This is a genomic window from Arthrobacter sp. TMT4-20 (assembly GCF_054510775.1).
In genome coordinates this window covers 144,728-162,799 of record NZ_JBTNDW010000005.1, presented here as the reverse complement: position 1 = coordinate 162,799, position 18,072 = coordinate 144,728, and the positions used below count along the sequence as shown (strand labels likewise).

Here is an 18,072-nt window from a genome sequence, read left to right as displayed (position 1 = left end):
AGGATATACCGCACACGGACCGGTGGCGCGTTTTGCGTTTAGGCTGGTGACCAGCGAAATCTTATCGACCAGTTCAGCGGCTCCCTCCGCTGTTATCTGGTCCTGACCCAGAACAGGTGGTTGGAGTCCGTTGCTGCTCGAACTGCAGGGAATAACAAAGAGGTTTGGCACCCTGGTGGCCAACGACTCCATCGATCTGATCGTCAAACCGGGCGAAGTGCACTGCCTGCTGGGCGAAAATGGCGCAGGCAAGTCCACTCTGATGAATGTCCTCTATGGACTTTACGAACCTACCGAAGGCAGCATTCTGCTCGACGGCAAGGAAGTGACCTTTAATGGTCCGGGCGATGCGATGGCCGCGGGAATCGGCATGGTGCACCAGCACTTCATGCTGGTCCCGGTCTTCACCGTCGCCGAGAATGTGGCGCTCGGGGACGAGTTCACCCGCGCCGGTGGGATCCTCGATCTGGAGAAAACCCGTGCCAAGATCCGGGACATCTCCGAACGGTACGGGTTCGACGTCGACCCCGACGCCCTGATCGAGGACCTCCCCGTCGGCGTCCAGCAGCGGGTCGAGATCATCAAGGCCCTCGTTCGCAACGCGAGCATCCTGATCCTCGATGAACCCACAGCAGTCCTGACCCCCCAGGAAACCGACGAACTCATTGAAATCATCGGGCAGCTCAAAGCAGCAGGCACAGCCATTGTGTTCATCTCGCACAAGCTGCGGGAGGTCCGCGCCGTCTCCGACGTGATCACCGTGATCCGCCGCGGCGCGGTGGTGAGCAGCGTTGCACCGAGCACCAGCACCACCGACCTCGCGAACATGATGGTCGGCCGCCAGGTCAGCCTGAGCCTTAACAAGGCACCAGCGACCCCGGGAGAACGCACCTTCCAGGTCCGGAACCTCACGGTCCTGTCCGCCACCGGGCAGCGCCTGGTCGACGACGTCACGTTCGACATCGCCGAAGGAGAGATCCTTGCCGTCGCGGGCGTCCAGGGCAATGGGCAGACCGAACTGACCGAAGCGATCATGGGCCTGCAGCCCCATACCAGCGGCTCAATCACGCTCAAGGGCACCGAGCTGATCGGGATGAAAGCCAGCCAGGTGATCCGGCAGGGCGTCGGCTTCGTTCCCGAGGACCGCACGGTCGACGGGCTGGTCGGGAGTTTCTCCGTCGCCGAGAACCTGATCCTCAACTGGTACAACGAACCCCCCTTTGCCAAGGGCCTGGCCATGAAACCCGCGGTGGTGCAGGCCAACGCCACAGCGAAGATCGAAGAATATGACGTGCGTACCCAGTCAGCCGACTCTGCTGTGGGCACGCTGTCCGGCGGAAACCAGCAAAAGGTGGTGCTGGCACGCGAACTTTCACGGCCACTGCACCTGTTCATCGCTTCCCAGCCCACCCGGGGCGTCGACGTCGGTTCCATCGAGTTCCTGCATAAGCGCATTGTCCAGGAGCGCGACGGCGGCACCCCGGTGATGATCGTGTCCACCGAGCTCGACGAAATCAGTGAACTTGCTGACCGGATCGCCGTGCTGCATCGCGGAAAGCTGATGGGTGTGGTCCCCGGAGACACCACTCGTGACATCCTCGGATTGATGATGGCCGGAATGACGGCGGACGAGGCGTTTGGCCAGTCCGCAAAGGAGAAAAAATGAGTTCACAGTCGCAATCCGGCGATGCCTCACGCAGCGTCCTGCACCGGCTCATGGGCGGAAGCACACTGGTGGCACTGCTGTCGGTAGTGCTGTCGATCGTGCTCGGTGGGCTACTCATCGCAGTGACTGACGAGCGGGTCGCCGAGACGTCGTCGTACTTCTTCAGCCGCCCCGGCGACATGCTTTCGGCGGCCTGGGAAGCGGCCAGCGGTGCCTACATTGCCCTGTTCCAGGGCGCCGTGTTCAACCCTCGTGCCGATACCTTGGCCGGATCGATCCGGCCATTCACCGAAACACTCACCGTCGCGACCCCGCTGATCCTCGCCGGCCTCGGCGTGGCCATCGCGTTCCGCACCGGACTGTTCAACATCGGTGCCCAGGGCCAGATCATCATCGGCGCGACCTTCGCGGCCTGGGTAGGTTTCACCCTCGAACTGCCGCCAGGTATTCACCTGTTGATAGCAGTGCTCGCCGGGTTCATTGGTGGCGCGCTGTGGGGTTTCATCCCGGGCATTCTCAAGGCCCGCACCGGTGCCCACGAGGTGATTGTCACCATCATGCTCAACTATGTTGCCGTGTACCTGGTGGCCTACCTGCTATTCACACCGGCCTTCCAGAACCCCGGGTCGTCCAACCCCATCAGCCCCCGACTCGATGACTCGGCAATGTTCCCGCTGATCCTGGGATCCGGCTACCGATTGCATCTCGGTTTCCTCGTCGCAATTGCCGCGACCTACGGCGTGTGGTGGCTGCTGAACCGCTCAACCACCGGGTTCGAACTCCGTGCGGTCGGCGCCAACCCGCACGCCGCCCGTACCGCCGGTATCAGTGTGACCAAAGGGTACGTCGTGGTCATGATGCTCGCCGGCGGGCTTGCGGGACTTGCTGGCGTCGCCCAGGTCGCTGGCACCGAGAAGGTCCTCACGGGCGGTATCGCCGCCAGCTTCGGCTTCGACGCGATCACCGTCGCGCTGCTGGGCCGGTCCCACCCCTGGGGTGTCTTCTTCGCCGGGTTGCTGTTCGGCGCGTTCCGCGCCGGCGGGGTCCAGATGCAGACCCAGACCGGCACCCCCATCGACATTGTCCTGGTGGTGCAGTCACTGATCGTGCTGTTCATTGCGGCGCCGCCCCTGATCAAAGCCATCTTCAGGATCGACCAGAAAAAGAAGAAAAAGAAGTCCAACAAGCCTGACCGGTCCGAGGACATCACCACCCCAACTGCAGCTGGAGGCCTGGCGTGAGCACCGCAACAGAAGCGCGGCCCAAGAAGCAGGCGCCAGGCGCAACAGTGAGGAACTGGAAAGCGCCCATCGGGTTCGGTATCGGCGCCCTGGTCGCCCTGCTGGTGTTTGCCGCGGGTAGCCCCGCCCAGACGGCGGTCTTCCGTATCTCCGACGATTCGGACCGGTTCCGGCTGGCCGATGTCGCGTTGCCCGCAACAGCGGTGGGTTGGTTCACCGCCGTCGCACTGACCCTGCTCGCGGTCTACGCGTTCCTGCAGGTCAGGAACGGCCGAAAGCTCAACAAGTGGATCCCGATCATCTACGGTGTGCTGTTCATGATCGGTTTCCTCACCTGGGTGGTGGGAAGCGCCAACACTCCCAGCATCTCGCTGTCCGGCCTGATTGCGGGGTCGGTCACCCTCGCCATTCCGCTGATCTTCGGCTCCCTCTCGGGTGTCCTGTGTGAACGCGTGGGGGTAGTGAACATTGCGATCGAGGGTCAGCTGCTGTCCGGCGCGTTTGCGGCGGCAGTAGCAGCCTCGATCTCCGGCAACGCCTACGTGGGGCTGATCGCCGCTGCTTTCGCCGGAACCATGGTTTCCCTGGTCCTCGCGGTGTTCAGCATCAAGTATTTCGTGAACCAGATCATTGTCGGCGTGGTTTTGAACGTGCTGGTTTCGGGCCTCACCGGGTTCCTCGCCTCGACTCTCCTGAGCCGCGACCCCGGCGCGTTCAACTCGCCGCCCAGCTTGCCGGACATCAGCATCCCGCTACTCTCCGAACTTCCGATCATCGGTGCGATCCTGTTCAAGCAGAGCATCGTCGGCTACCTCATGTATGTGGCAGTGATTGTGATCTACATCGGGCTCTTCCACACCAAGTGGGGGCTGCGCGTGAGGGCCGTCGGCGAGCACCCGCAGGCAGCGGACACCATGGGCATCAAGGTCAACTCGACCCGATTCTGGAACGTGTTGCTCGGCGGAGCAGTGGCCGGGTTCGGTGGAGCCTTCTTCACCCTCGTCTCCGTGAGTGCTTTCTCCAGGGATATGACGGCGGGCGCCGGCTATATTGCCCTGGCCGCACTGATCTTCGGGCGGTGGAACCCAATCGGAGCGTTCTTCGCAGCACTCCTCTTCGGCTTCTTCACCAACCTGCAGTACGTGCTATCCATCGTCGGCACGTCAGTGCCGAGCCAGTTCATGGCCATGCTCCCGTACATTGTCACCATTCTCGCCGTCGCTGGACTCGTCGGACGTTCCCGGCCCCCGGCAGCCAGCGGCACCCCGTACATGAAGGAGTGATCGTGACCTCGACGGCCCCTGAACCGGACCGGATTCCCTGGGACCAGCTCACCCAGGCCGCAACCGAAGCGATGCGCCGCGCCTATGTGCCGTACTCCAGGTTCCCGGTCGGTGCAGCAGCCCTGACCGATGACGGGCGTATTGTCTCCGGGTGCAATGTAGAGAACGCCTCCTACGGGTTGACCCTCTGCGCTGAGTGCTCACTGGTGAGCCAGCTGCAAATGACCGGCGGCGGCAAGCTCGTCGCATTCAGCTGTGTTGATGGCGACGGCAACACCCTGATGCCCTGCGGGCGCTGCCGGCAGCTCCTGTACGAGTTCCGGGCGCCCGGAATGTTGCTCCTGACTGTCAGCGGCATCAAGACCATGGATGAGGTGCTCCCCGACGCGTTCGGCCCCGAGCACCTTGCCTGAAACTCACCCAGCGGATCCCATGCCCACCAAGACTTATGAAGTAAAGGACACCCCCACTCATGTCTGAGCAGTTCGACGCCGTCGACATCATCCGGATCAAGCGGGACAAAGGCACCCTCAGCCCGGCGCAGATCGACTGGACCATCGACGCGTACACCCGCGGTGCCATCGCCGATGAGCAAATGGCCGCCCTCAACATGGCAATCCTCCTTAACGGCATGAACCGTGAGGAAATCAGCCAGTGGACGACGGCGATGATCGCCTCCGGTGAGCGGATGGACTTCTCGTCGCTCGGCAAAGCCACCAGCGACAAACACTCGACGGGCGGCGTCGGCGACAAGATCACGCTCCCACTGGCACCCCTGGTCGCGGTCTTCGGGGTAGCAGTCCCGCAGCTCTCGGGGCGTGGACTGGGCCACACCGGGGGCACCCTGGACAAGCTGGAGTCCATCCCCGGCTGGCGCGCCGACCTGACAAACGACGAAATGATGCGCCAACTGGCCGACGTCGGAGCCGTGATCTGCGCTGCGGGAGCCGGTCTGGCGCCCGCCGACAAGAAGCTCTACGCGCTGCGTGACGTGACGGGTACGGTCGAAGCGATCCCGCTTATTGCCTCCTCAATCATGAGCAAGAAAATCGCCGAAGGCACAGGGTCGCTGGTGCTCGACGTCAAGGTCGGTAGCGGCGCGTTCATGAAGAATCTGGAGCAGGCCCGCGAGCTGGCGCGCACCATGGTCGCCCTGGGCCAGGACGCGGGCGTCAACACCGTTGCGTTGCTCACGAACATGGCGACCCCACTGGGCCTCACCGCAGGCAACGCCATCGAGGTTGAGGAATCGGTTGAGGTGCTGGCCGGCGGCGGCCCGCAGGACGTCGTCGAACTGACCGTCAGACTTGCGGAGGAAATGCTTGCCTGCGCCGGGGTGAAGGACGCGGATCCGGCCGCCGCGCTGCAGGACGGGCGCGCCATGGACGTGTGGAACAAAATGATCGAAGCCCAGGGCGGCGATCCCCGCGCAACCCTGCCGGTAGCCAAGGAATCCGAGACTATCTTTGCTCCCGCTGACGGGGTTCTGGTGGAACTGGATGCGCTGTCCGTTGGGGTTGCCGCCTGGCGCCTCGGCGCGGGACGTGCCCGTAAGGAAGATGCAGTGCAGGCAGGGGCCGGAATCCGGATGCACGCCAAGCCCGGTGCTCTGGTGCGGGCTGGCGAGCCGCTGATGACCCTGCTGACCGATACCCCCGAGAAGTTCGATCGGGCACGCGAGGCGCTCGACGGCGCCGTCGTCATTGCGCCCGAAGGATCCAGGCCCAATTATCAGCTGATCCTGGACCGTATCGCCGAGGCGTAACAGCCGCGCCGAGCGCGCCGCCGCCGGACTGTCCTGGCGGTGATGTCCCCCTGTGGGTGGATGCGGGCAGCCCAAAGATCAGCCGAACGGGCGACGCGGTCCGGGACCTCCTCGCCCTAACGTTGAGGTATCACGGCGACCGAACAACCTGGCCCGACCAACCTGGCCCGACCAACCGGGCATTGACACAACCGGGCCCTGACGCAACCGGCCTCAGCCCTGAGGGAAACAGGGGTTGTGTCAGGGGATCCACCCATGGCGGCGACCCTCGGCGGATGGCATCGTGATAACTGTCGGACAGTCAGCGAGGGCGGATAAGGGGGTAGATCGAACATGGACGCTGTCATCACAGCCCTGAACGCGGTCAGCACCTTCATCCTCAGCACCGCCGAGCAACCCTGGGTCTACCTCCTGGTGTTCATCTGCTGCACCGTCGACGGGTTCTTCCCGCCCTTCCCCAGCGAATCGGTGGTTGTCGGGCTCGCCTCACTAGTGCTCACCCAGGGTGTTCCCAACCCCTGGTTCCTGATAATTTCGGCGGGTCTCGGGGCGTTCATCGGCGACAACATTGCGTACGCGATGGGAAAAGCGATCGGCACCCGACGGTTTCGTTGGATGCGCTCGGCCCGTATGCAACGCTCCTTTGCCTGGGCCGGATATGAGCTGCAAAAGCGCGCTGCCTCACTGATCCTTGTGGCACGGTTCATCCCCATCGGGCGGGTGGCGGTGAACCTCACGGCAGGAGCCACCGGGTATTCACGCCGAAGCTTTGTTGGGCTCACCGCACTCTCGGCGGTGGTGTGGTCGACCTACTCGGTCGGCATTGGCGTCCTCGCTGGCTCCTGGTTCGAGCACAATCATCTGCTCGGCGTCATGGTAGCCATCGGGATCGCCGTCATTCTCGGGATCGTTGTGGACCGCATCATTGCAGCCGTCCGCGGCTCAACGCCGATGCGTCCCGAGCCGGCCAGGGTTCCCTCGGACAGCCAGTAACGGTGCCGTTCCTGAACGGGCGCCTCAGCGCTAGTCCCCACAAAGCACCTCGCGTAAGGTAAGTGAAGTGACTGAGCCAATAATCTCCCCAGCGACCGACCTCTCCTTCGACCTGCGGAGCCTGCCCAAGGTGTCCCTGCATGACCACCTCGACGGCGGCCTGCGCCCGTCCACCATCATCGAACTAGCCGAAGCGGTTGGCCACCAACTGCCGTCCACCGATCCGGTGGCATTGGGCGAATGGTTCAGGGAATCAGCCAACTCCGGTTCCCTGGTCCGCTACCTCGAGACCTTTGACCACACCATCGCTGTCATGCAGACCCGCGAAGGCCTGATCCGCGTAGCCCGCGAGTTCGTTGAGGACCTGGCCGACGACGGCGTCGTCTACGGCGAGGTGCGCTGGGCACCGGAACAGCACACCGCCAAGGGCCTCAGCCTTGACGAAGCCGTTGAAGCTGTCCAGCAGGGCCTCGACGAGGGCGTCGACGCAATCGTTGCCGGCGGCCGGGCCATCCAGGTGGGTCAGCTGATCACCGCCATGCGGCACGCAGACCGCGGCCAGGAAATCGCTGAACTGGCCGTTCGCCACCGCGACAAGGGCGCCGTCGGGTTCGACATTGCCGGCGCCGAGGACGGATTCCTGCCGTCCCGGTTCAAGGACGCGTTCACCTACCTGGCAGAACACCAGTTCCCGGTGACCGTCCACGCTGGCGAGGCCGCTGGTCTGGACAGCATCGTTGACGCCCTGGTTCACGGGCACGCGCTACGCCTCGGGCATGGGGTCCGGATCGCCGAAGACATCGAGATTGAATATGACGAGGACAGCGACGAGCCCGAACTCGGCGTCGTCACCCTCGGCCAGGTGGCCGCCTGGGTACGCGACCGCGGCATCGTCCTTGAGGTGTGCCCCTCCTCGAACCTCCAGACCGGAGCCATCGCAGCGTTCGGTGGGGACATCGCCAGCCACCCCATCGACCTGCTGTTCCAGCTGGGATTCAAGGTGACCGTCAACACCGACAACCGCCTGATGAGCGGTGTCACCCTGACCGACGAGTTCGAGCTACTCTCCGAAACCTTCGACTATGACCTGGACGATCTGCTGGAGCTGACCCTCAACGCGGTCAACGCAGCGTTCCTGCCACTCGAAGACCGCGAGGCGCTTGCCGACTACGTCACCGAAGGTTTTCTTCGCGCTGATGCCTGAGTCACCGCCGGGCTCCGCCTCGCCAGAAGGCCAGCATCCGCTGGACCGGCTGGTCGAGGTGGTAGCCCAGCTCCGGGAACACTGCCCCTGGATGGCTGAACTCACGCACGCTTCACTCGTCGAGTATCTGGTAGAGGAGTGCTACGAGCTGGTCGATGCGCTCGACGACGCCTCAAGCAGCGCTGCCAGTCTTGACTCAGCGGCCAACCTGCGCGGGGAACTGGGTGATGTGTTGCTGCAGGTGGTACTCCACGCCCAACTGCAGCGGGAGCACGGTCGTTTCGACCTCACCGACGTGATCGACGGTCTGACACGCAAGATGGTCCGTCGCAACCCCCACGTCTTCGCGCCCGACGGAACGCTGCGGCAGAGCTTTCCCTCCTCGATCGAATCGATCGTTGAGACCTGGCATCAGGTCAAACGTGCGGAGGAGCCCGGTCGGGTTGATCCGTTCCACGGAATACCCACGCACCTTCCCGCTCTGGCTCTGGCGGCCAAAACCCTGCGTCGGGCCGCTGATCCGCTGCCTGAGCCAGCCGCAGCGTTGGCGGGCGCCGAACCGCAAACCGAAGCCGAACTGGGGGAGCAGTTGCTCGAGGTGGTGCAGCGAGCCATCGCGAGCGGGCTCGACCCGGAGCGGGCGCTACGCTCAGCGGCACTCCGATTTCAGGAGCGCTCACGCACCAGTCTTCCGGAGGACATGAAAGGCGCTGCGACAGACGTTTCCACTAGGCTGGGATCGAACCCATCAACCGGTCAGGTTAGCCCTGACCGGACGCCTTGAGATTATTCACCCTAGAACCAAAGGAGCAATACATGGCCATCATCGACGCCATCCACGCGCGTGAAATCCTCGATTCCCGCGGCAACCCCACCGTCGAGGTGGAAGTACTGCTCGACGACGACACCTTCGGCCGTGCGGCTGTGCCCTCCGGTGCTTCCACCGGTGCTTTCGAAGCCAACGAACGTCGTGATGGCGATAAGGCCCGCTACCTCGGCAAGGGTGTTCTGCAGGCCGTCGAAGCAGTGATCGAGCAGATCCAGCCGGCGCTCCTCGGCTTCGATGCCACCGACCAGCGGGCCATCGACCAGGCCATGATTGACCTCGACGGCACAGAGAACAAGTCAAGCCTTGGCGCCAACTCGATGCTCGGCGTTTCCCTGGCCATCGCCCGCGCCGCCGCGGAGTCCTCCAAGCTGCCGCTCTACCGTTACCTCGGCGGCCCCAACGCCCATGTACTGCCCGTTCCGCTGATGAACATCCTGAACGGCGGCTCCCACGCCGACTCCGACGTCGACATCCAGGAGTTCATGATCGTTCCCCTGGGCGCCGAATCCTTCTCCGAGGGTCTGCGCTGGGGCGTTGAGGTCTACCACGAACTGAAGTCCGTGCTCAAGGAAAAGGGCCTTGCCACCGGGTTGGGCGACGAAGGCGGATTTGCGCCAAACCTGCCGTCCAACCGCGATGCGCTCGACCTGATCACCACAGCCATCGAGCGCGCCGGCTACACGCCGGGTCAGGACATTGCCCTCGCACTGGATGTAGCGGCTTCGGAGTTCTACACGGACGGCGCCTACCACTTCGAGGGGAAGACGTTGTCCTCCGCCGACATGAACACCTACTACGGTGAACTGGTGCGCGATTACCCGTTGGTTTCCATCGAGGACCCCCTGGATGAAGAAGACTGGGACGGGTGGAAAGCCCTCACCGAGCAGGTCGGCTCAAAGGTTCAGCTGGTTGGCGACGATCTCTTCGTCACCAACCCAGTGCGTCTCGCCCGCGGCATCGAAGCAGATACCGCCAACTCGCTGCTGGTCAAGGTCAACCAGATTGGAACACTGACCGAGACCCTCGATGCGATCTCCATGGCGCAGCGTGCTGGCTACACCACCATTACCTCGCACCGGTCAGGCGAAACCGAGGACACGACGATTGCTGACATCTGCGTCGCAACCAACGCCGGCCAGATCAAGACCGGCGCTCCGGCACGATCCGAGCGGGTGGCGAAGTACAACCAGCTCCTACGGATCGAAGAAGAGCTCGACGACGCCGCCCGGTACGCAGGGCGAGGCGCCTTCCCGCGTTTCAAAGCCTAGTTAGCAGCAGCGGCGGCTACCCTCGTAATAGGGACGGCTCACAGGCCACCAGTCCCGATACAGAGGATTTTGAGGAGTTTTGATGTCTACCCGCCGCCCCAAGGTGCCGCGCAGCGCTGGTCCTCAGGCGCCGCCGGCACCAGCACCCATCGACCGGCATGGGACACACGCCACGCCTACGGCGCGGCGAACACCCAAGAAGCCTGTCGCGGGTGCAGGCAAGTCCACCGCAGCCAAACCGGCTACACGCGGTGCGGGTCCGACCGGGAAACCGGCAGGACCCGCACCGCGTCCGGCGCCAACACCTCTGACCCCGTCAGAGGAACGGGCGAAGCAGCGGCTGCAACTCGCTGGCACCATCCGGCGGGCACGCCAACCGTTCCGGCGTGAAGCGCCAGCAATTGTGCCGGCCGAGGATGCCAAGCCCATTCCGGCCAAATCCTTCTCCGGTCGGCTCTTGGCGCTGGCGGTAGTGCTGGTGACCATCACGGTCCTCCTGGCGCCATCGGTGCGTACCTACCTGGTCCAGCAGGGCGAGCTCAACACTCTGCGGGACGAGATTGCCGCCCTGGAGGAAACCCAACTGGAATCCCAGCGGCAGCTCGCCCGCTGGGAGGACCCCGCCTATATCAAGGCCCAGGCCCGCGAACGAATTTTCCTGGTGATGCCCGGTGAGACCCGCTATGTGGTGGTCGGCGACACCGAACCAGGCGAAGAAGCAGTCGGCTCCTCCGGCGACGCCCCGCAGGATCTCCCCTGGGTCGATGCGCTCTGGGACTCCATTGAGCGGTCTGCAACAGACTCCTAGCGCCCGCACCCGCGCTCATCATTCCCGGTGCAGGTCCCGGAACACGGCACCTCATCTCCCTCCACGAACTTCAACCACGAAAGGTTGGGCCCCGATATGGACGCTGCACCCGGCACCGAGCTGACCACATCCGATCTGGAAACGCTCAGCCGCCAACTTGGCCGTCCCGTGCGCGACGTCGTCGAAATTGGTGCTCGCTGTGTCTGCGGCAACCCGCTGGTGGCGACCACCGCCCCCCGGCTGTCCAACGGCATCCCCTTTCCCACCACCTACTACCTGACGCATCCGGTGATCACTGCTGCGGTCTCCCGCCTTGAAGCGTCGGGCTTGATGGCCGAGATGACGGCACGGCTTGAACACGACCCGGGGCTCGCCGAGAAGTACCAGTCGGCGCACGAGCAGTACCTTCGTGTCCGTAAAGCCATCGGCGACCGGTCAGGGACGGGTCCTGTTCCGGAGATCGACGGCGTGTCAGCCGGCGGAATGCCCACCCGGGTCAAATGCCTCCACGTCCTGGTGGGACACTCACTGGCGGCCGGCCCGGGTGTCAACCCGCTCGGCGACGAAGCGGTTGAAGGTATTGCCCAGTGGTGGACCCGGGACACCTGCTACTGCTCCGGTGCCTGGGACACGGCCGGCTCGGCGCCGGACCGCGAACTCAGCCGGCACACCCGCACCCAGAACCTCAGCCCAGAGGAAATCGACGCGAAACGCGCCTCGCGTCGTGCGGCTGCCGACGCAGCTGAAGCGACGACGGCCAGCACCGGCACAGCACCCACCGGCACCGACGCAAACACGCCGGAGAAACCATGATCCGCACAGCCGCCATCGATTGCGGCACCAATTCCATCCGACTGCTGATCGCTGACGTGGACGACGACGGCAGGTCCCTCACCGACGTCGTGCGTCTCATGCGCGTGGTCAGGCTCGGGGAGGGAGTGGATACCACCGGGCGGTTGTCCGCGGCCGCGCTCGAACGCACCTTCACCGCGGTCCGCGAATACGCTGAACTTATCGGCCTGCACGGAGCCGACCGGATACGGTTCGTCGCCACCTCGGCGACCAGGGATGCCGAGAACCGCGAAGAATTCACCTCGGGCATCAGCGCGCTGCTGGGGGTAGCGCCGGAAGTGGTCAGCGGGGCTGAAGAAGCCGCACTGTCATTCGATGGTGCGCTGAGCGTGCTTCCCGCGGCGGCCTCCCCGGCCGATGAGTCGCTGGCGCTCGTCATCGATCTGGGCGGCGGAAGCACCGAATTCGTCGTCGGCACTTCTGCAGGGGTGACGGCCTCACGCAGCATGGATATGGGGTGCGTGCGATTCACTGAGCGATACCTGGCCGCAGACCCGCCCACTGTTCAGGAGATCGCGACCATGGAAACCGAGGTCCGACGCCTGATCGCCGAGGCTTCACAGGACGTGCCATTTAACCGGGTCAGCCGGCTGATAGGGGTGGCAGGAACCATCACCACCATCACCGCTCATGCGTTGGACCTGCCGGAGTACAGCTCGGCGGACATTCATGGCGCAGAACTGGACCAGGAGCGGGTCTGGCGGGCCTCCACCGAGCTGCTGGCAATGAGCAGGGAATCCCGCGCCGCCCTGCCGTACATGCACCCCGGCCGGGTGGATGTGATCGGTGCCGGCGCATTGATTTGGCGCACCATCACCGCCCACCTTGCCGATGCCACCGGGGGCAGGGTGAAAACCTCTGTCGCCAGCGAGCACGATATTCTTGACGGAATTGCCCTCAGCCAGAACAGGAAAACCACCCAGTGACCAACCCCAGCGGAGCTTTCAGCTCCCGGTTGCGAGCCACGGCTTGCCTGCTCGGTGTGGCTGTCGCAGCAGCACTCCTTCCTGCCCTCCCGGCTCAGGCAGATGACCTGCGGGAACGCGAATACTGGCTGGAAGACTACGGGATCGTCGAAGCCTGGGAAACCACCAAGGGCGAGGGAGTCCGGGTCGCTGTCATCGACAGTGGCGTAGACGGTTCACATCCCGATCTTGAGGGAGTGGTGGTAGGCGGCAGCGACGTTTCGGGGTCGGGGCAACCCGACGGTCAGCTCGGCATCGGCGAGGTTGCTGAGCACGGCACTCTCGTCGCCAGCCTGCTGGCCGGCCGCGGGCACCTGCCCGATCCTCCGCCCAGCCCCTCACCATCCGACGATGAAGATGCCGCTGACGAGTCGCCGTCGCCCGAACCGGTCGCTACGTCCGGCCCCGATACCTACGGTCGGGGATCGGACGGGATTGTCGGAGTGGCACCTGAGTCAGAGCTGTTGGCCGTGTCCGTCTGGATTGAAGGCGAAACCAAGGGACCCAATCCAGCGGGCATCAGTATCGACACCCAGATCCCGAACGCTGTGCGCTGGGCGGTGGACAACGGAGCCCAGGTGATCAACATGTCGCTTGGAAGCACCTCACCGACCTGGCCGGAGAGCTGGGACGAGGCCTTCCTTTACGCCGAGCAAAACGACGTCGTCATCGTCGCCGCCGCGGGTAACCGTGCGGGAGGCTCCCTGCAGGTGGGTGCTCCGGCGACCATGCCCGGCGTTCTCGCCGTCGCTGGTCTGGACCGGGAGGGCCAAGCGAGCCGCGAATCCTCATCCGAGGGAATCAGTATCGGGGTCGCTGCTCCTGCCGAGAACCTGGTGGGAGCCCTGCCGGGTGGGGTATACGCCGACTGGTCGGGCAGCTCGGGAGCTGCGCCTCTGGTCGCTGGAACCGCCGCGCTGATCCGTTCGAAGTACCCTGACCTCTCCGCGGCCCAGGTCGTCAACCGGATTTTGTTGACGGCCCAGGAGGCCGGCGCCGAGGGCGAGGAACGCGACACTATCTACGGCTACGGGATCCTCGACGTGGCAGCGGCGGTTAATGCCGAGATTGCCGTCCCCGAGGAAAACCTCCTGGGTTCGATGGCCGAATATATCGAGATCTACCGCAGAGGAGCTCCAGCACCCCCACCCGAGGCCGATGCTCCAGCCAGCAAACCCACGGCGGCTGATATCCCCGAGCCGGAGGTGCCGGTGGCCGAAGATGGCACTGGCACCTCCGGCGGGCTTCCCGCGTCGATCGTGCTGGGTTTTGGCGGCCTGATAGTGGTGGTCCTTGCCGCTGGGACCTTCGCAGTCGTCCGTGCGCGGAGGGCCGCTTTGTCCAACCCGATGGACGAGAATACCGACACGGATTCTCTGGAAGCGGCCGCCGAACCTCGGCCCTAGACACTGATCCTGTTGGCCGGGCTCAAGGCTCAACGTAAACTTAGTGAACTTTTTCACAAAGTCCGGTACCATCGAGGCATGGCACTGAATCAACAGTTCTCCGATCGTCCGCGCATTCTTGTAGTCGGTGGCGGCTACGTAGGTCTCTATGTGGCCCACAAGCTACAGAAGAAGATCAAGTCCCACGGTGGCATTGTCACCCTGGTGGACCCGCTGCCCTACATGACCTACCAGCCGTTCCTCCCCGAGGTGGCCGGTGGCAACATTGAAGCCCGCCACGCAGTGGTTTCGCACCGCACCCACCTCAAGCAGACCGAGCTGATCACCGGCAAGGTCACCGGCATCGACCACGCCCGCCGTACTGCAACGGTCGCCCCGGCTGACGGTAGCGAACCGTTCGAGCTGACCTACCGCGATGTCGTCGTCGCCGCCGGTTCCATCACCCGGACCTTCCCGATTGAAGGGTTGAAGGACCAGGGGATCGGCCTGAAAACCATCGAGGAAGCTGTCGCACTGCGCAACCAGATGCTGGAGCGGATCGAGACCGGCTCGCTGATGGCGGCCGGACCGGAGCGCGACCGTGCCCTGACCTTCGTTGTGGTTGGCGGCGGATTCGCCGGTATTGAAACCATCACCGAAATCGAGGACATGGCCCGGGCGGCGGTCAAGAAAAACGACCGGCTTGAGCACTCGGACCTGAGGTTCGTCCTGGTGGAAGCCATGGGACGGATCATGCCCGAGGTAACTGAATCCCAGGCGGTGTGGGTGGTCGCCCACCTAAGGTCCCGAGGAATTCAGGTCAAGTTGAATACCTCGTTGGCTAGCGCGGTGGATGGCCGGCTGAAGCTGATCAATATGCCGGACAAGACTCCAGCGGACGAGTTCGAGACTGACACCCTGATCTGGACCGCTGGGGTTCAGGCCAACCCGATGGTCAGGTCCTCTGACTTCCCGATCGACGAGCGTGGCCGTATTCGCGCCAACGCCGAACTGCGGATCACCGGTGACGACGGACCCCTTGAGGGTGCGTGGACCGCCGGCGATGTCGCCGCAGTTCCAGACCTCACCGGCGGCGGCGTCGGCGGATTCTGCGTTCCCAACGCCCAACACGCTGTGCGCCAGGCCAAACTCCTCGCGAAGAACATCTACGCGCAAAACAACGGCGTCGGCAGGGTCAAGGAATACAAGCACAAGAACCTCGGTGCTGTGGCTGGCTTCGGGCAGTACAAGGGTGTTGCCAACATCATGGGCTTCGGCATGCGAGGACTCCCCGCGTGGTTGGCTCACCGTGGCTATCACGGGATGGCGATGCCGATGTTCGAGCGTAAGTTCCGAGTGGTCTTCAACTGGATTCTGAGCTTCGTCTTCGGACGGGACACCACCCAGCTGATGGATTTGCAGACGCCCAAGCGTCAGTTCCGTGAGGCCGCGACGCCGCCGCCGAAGAAGGCTGAAGCTCCCTCCAGCGCCGGTGCAGCGAAAAGCGATTCCTATAGTGAGCCAGCCAGGAAATAGGTTCAGCTGACTGACTGGAACTAACGGCGGCACCGGCTCCTGGAGCGGGTGCCGCCGTTACTTCTTAACGGGAAGCGTGTGGAGGACGACCCCGCAGTTACGTGACCAGTCGCCGGGATGGATTGGCTCTGCTCGGACCACGTGTGGTGCAACGATCACGTAGGCTAGAGACGACGATTCAGCCCGTCACGCCCCAGTAGCCCAATGGCAGAGGCACCAGACTTAAAATCTGTTCAGTGTCAGTTCGAGTCTGACCTGGGGCACCATGAAGCCGCGTGTGCGAACGCGAAACTCCGGGTGGTTGTACCCCTCTGTGGCGAGCGTTACAAGGATGTGACCGTTTTTGCTTATTTTTGACACATTTTTGCATTAGCTTTTCTACATACCAGGAACACCTGGTGATCGCATCAAAGGCACAGAATGCCTTTCGGTCGAGGAGAAAACATACATGACTGCAACACGCAACTCCGTGCGGTTCGGCATTGGAAACAATGCACCTCGCGCGGCAAAGGTCGCTGCCTTGGGGCTGGGCATCGCGCTCTTTGCATCTGCCTGCGGCGGATCCACTCCTGAAGGAGACGGCGGCGAAACCTCAGCCGCCCCTGCCGCTGCAACTGGGCTCAGCTGCCCGGAGAGTCAGGGTGGCGAAGCGCCCGAGGCCAACCCGAAGGGGGACCCGTCCGCTGTTCCCGAGGCGACTACCACCTCCGACACACCACTGGTCCTGGGAACGCTCCTTCCAACCACAGGTGCTCTAGCGTTCCTCGGTCCGCCCGAAATTGCTGGCACCAACCTCGCCGTTCAGGAGATCAACGAGGCTGGCGGCGTGCTCGGCCAGGACGTCGAGATCATCCACCGCGATTCGGGTGACACGACCACCGACATTGCCACCCAGTCTGTGACGGATCTGCTGTCTCAGGACGTCAGCGCCATCATCGGCGCCGCATCCTCAGGTGTTTCACGAACCGTGATCAACCAGATCACCGGAGCTGGCGTGATCCAGATTTCGCCTGCGAACACTGCTCCCGACTTCACCGACTGGGATGACAACGGACTGTACTGGCGCACCGCACCTTCAGATGTGCTGCAGGGCCGCGTGCTCGGCAACTACATCATGGAATGTGGCGCCCAGACGGTCGGCATGGTCACCCTGAACGATGCCTACGGCACCGGGCTTCAGGGCTTCATCAGCGAGGCAGTTGAAGGAGCTGGTGGCCAGGTGGTCGCCAACGAGATGTTCAACGAGGGTGACTCACAGTTCAGCAGCCAGGTCGACGCAGTGGTAGCTACCGAGCCGGACGCCATCGTAGTCATCAGCTTCGACCAGGCAACCAGCATTGTGCCGCTCTTGACGGCCCAGGGCATTGATCCAAGCACCCTGTTCCTGGTGGACGGCAACACGGCCGACTACAGTGCAGATCTGGATCCAGGAACCATGGAAGGTGCTCAGGGAACCATTCCTGGCCCCTTCACCGGTGACGCCTTCCAGGAGGCATTGCTGGAAATCGATCCCGCCCTCACCAGCTGGAGCTATGCAGGTGAAAGCTACGACGCTGCGAATGTTGTCGCGTTGGCAGCTGAAGCAGCAGGTTCAACCGATGGTGCAGCAATTGCAGCCGAACTTCAGGGTGTCACCGGCGAAGGCGAGAAGTGCTACGACTTCGCGGCTTGCGTGACCCTTCTGCGCGACGGCGAAGACATCGACTATGACGGTATCTCCGGCCCGATCACCTTTGACGAAAACGGTGACCCAACCGAAGCCTTCATCGGGATCTATGCATTCGACGGCGACAACGTCCCGCAGCCGAGCCGTTCCGAAACCGGACAGCTCTAAGCGGTCTAGTCAGCCCAACTGATTCACTCGCACCACCAACGGCCGTTGCAACTCCCAGAACCTGGGAATTGCAACGGCCGTTTTGGTGAGCAACCCGGACAGCGGGGCATGTTTTCTCGCTGCCCACCGGACCGCCGCCAGCCGTCAGCCTGCAGCCGACCGTGTGGCCACCCGAACGACCCCAGTGCACTATAGGGAAGCCGCCTGTGCCCTACAGGGAGGCGTAAAGCTTCCCGGTGGAGGTTCGCCAGCCTCGACCGTCAAGAGGGCCGAGTTACCCATCTTCGGGTCTGTGATCGCCCGGGTTTTCCAGGCGAATGGCTCCACATAGGGCATGGCCCGCATGCCGGCGACGGTGCCCCGCATGAAGTCCTCGGTCTGCGCACTCGTGCAGGGCCCTCACCTTGCCGAGACAGCTGTCCACGTTCGCCCAGCCGTGACAA

At 63.7% G+C, this 18,072-nt stretch carries 15 protein-coding genes and 1 tRNA gene; all 16 read left to right on the top strand.

The window, feature by feature from the left end; all coding sequences use genetic code 11:
- The first annotated feature begins 130 nt into the window (after positions 1–130).
- The 16 genes from ACX80Z_RS07035 to ACX80Z_RS06960 all read left to right on the top strand — a co-directional run bounded on the left by ACX80Z_RS07035 (position 131) and on the right by ACX80Z_RS06960 (position 17,629).
- Entirely contained in the window at positions 131–1,666 is a 1,536-nt protein-coding gene (locus ACX80Z_RS07035) for an ABC transporter ATP-binding protein (RefSeq protein WP_459315390.1), read from the top strand.
- Positions 1,663–2,907 carry an ABC transporter permease gene (locus ACX80Z_RS07030; protein WP_459315389.1) on the top strand — a complete coding sequence of 415 codons (1,245 nt, stop codon included), beginning with the start codon at positions 1,663–1,665 and terminating at the stop codon, positions 2,905–2,907. Before ACX80Z_RS07035 ends, ACX80Z_RS07030 begins: the two co-directional genes overlap by 4 nt.
- Positions 2,904–4,190, top strand: coding sequence for an ABC transporter permease (locus ACX80Z_RS07025; protein ID WP_116778916.1), 1,287 nt, complete (start codon positions 2,904–2,906; stop codon positions 4,188–4,190). Before ACX80Z_RS07030 ends, ACX80Z_RS07025 begins: the two co-directional genes overlap by 4 nt.
- On the top strand, positions 4,187–4,603 hold the full coding sequence (locus ACX80Z_RS07020; RefSeq protein ID WP_459315388.1) for a cytidine deaminase: 417 nt from the start codon (positions 4,187–4,189) through the stop codon (positions 4,601–4,603). The genes ACX80Z_RS07025 and ACX80Z_RS07020 overlap by 4 nt, the downstream gene beginning before the upstream one ends.
- A 59-nt stretch (positions 4,604–4,662) precedes the next feature.
- Positions 4,663–5,955, top strand: coding sequence for a thymidine phosphorylase (locus ACX80Z_RS07015; RefSeq protein ID WP_116778917.1), 1,293 nt, complete (start codon positions 4,663–4,665; stop codon positions 5,953–5,955).
- A 354-nt stretch (positions 5,956–6,309) separates the two neighbouring features.
- Positions 6,310–6,948 carry a DedA family protein gene (locus tag ACX80Z_RS07010; protein WP_459315416.1) on the top strand — a complete coding sequence of 213 codons (639 nt, stop codon included), beginning with the start codon at positions 6,310–6,312 and terminating at the stop codon, positions 6,946–6,948.
- 67 nt (positions 6,949–7,015) lie between these two features.
- Positions 7,016–8,152 (top strand): adenosine deaminase, encoded by a 1,137-nt coding sequence (locus tag ACX80Z_RS07005; protein WP_459315387.1) that lies wholly within the window; start codon positions 7,016–7,018, stop codon positions 8,150–8,152.
- Entirely contained in the window at positions 8,145–8,936 is a 792-nt protein-coding gene (locus ACX80Z_RS07000) for a MazG nucleotide pyrophosphohydrolase domain-containing protein (protein WP_459315385.1), read from the top strand. The genes ACX80Z_RS07005 and ACX80Z_RS07000 overlap by 8 nt, the downstream gene beginning before the upstream one ends.
- Positions 8,937–8,968: 32 nt before the next feature.
- On the top strand, positions 8,969–10,249 hold the full coding sequence (eno, locus tag ACX80Z_RS06995; RefSeq protein WP_019483678.1) for a phosphopyruvate hydratase: 1,281 nt from the start codon (positions 8,969–8,971) through the stop codon (positions 10,247–10,249).
- Between the two features lie 82 nt (positions 10,250–10,331).
- Positions 10,332–11,057, top strand: a complete 726-nt coding sequence (locus ACX80Z_RS06990) for an FtsB family cell division protein (protein ID WP_459315384.1) — start codon at positions 10,332–10,334, stop codon at positions 11,055–11,057.
- Positions 11,058–11,153: 96 nt separating this feature from the next.
- Positions 11,154–11,870: a DUF501 domain-containing protein gene (locus ACX80Z_RS06985; protein ID WP_019483676.1), complete on the top strand. Its 717-nt coding sequence runs from the start codon at positions 11,154–11,156 to the stop codon at positions 11,868–11,870.
- Positions 11,867–12,835: a Ppx/GppA phosphatase family protein gene (locus ACX80Z_RS06980; protein ID WP_459315382.1), complete on the top strand. Its 969-nt coding sequence runs from the start codon at positions 11,867–11,869 to the stop codon at positions 12,833–12,835. Before ACX80Z_RS06985 ends, ACX80Z_RS06980 begins: the two co-directional genes overlap by 4 nt.
- On the top strand, positions 12,832–14,280 hold the full coding sequence (locus ACX80Z_RS06975; protein WP_459315380.1) for a S8 family serine peptidase: 1,449 nt from the start codon (positions 12,832–12,834) through the stop codon (positions 14,278–14,280). Before ACX80Z_RS06980 ends, ACX80Z_RS06975 begins: the two co-directional genes overlap by 4 nt.
- Positions 14,281–14,358: 78 nt before the next feature.
- On the top strand, positions 14,359–15,795 hold the full coding sequence (locus tag ACX80Z_RS06970) for an NAD(P)/FAD-dependent oxidoreductase (RefSeq protein ID WP_019483673.1): 1,437 nt from the start codon (positions 14,359–14,361) through the stop codon (positions 15,793–15,795).
- Between the two features lie 190 nt (positions 15,796–15,985).
- Positions 15,986–16,061: transfer RNA gene (locus ACX80Z_RS06965), tRNA-Leu, on the top strand.
- A 182-nt stretch (positions 16,062–16,243) separates the two neighbouring features.
- A complete protein-coding gene (locus ACX80Z_RS06960) occupies positions 16,244–17,629 on the top strand; it encodes an ABC transporter substrate-binding protein (RefSeq protein ID WP_459315379.1) in 1,386 nt (461 codons plus the stop codon).
- Positions 17,630–18,072 lie beyond the last annotated feature (443 nt).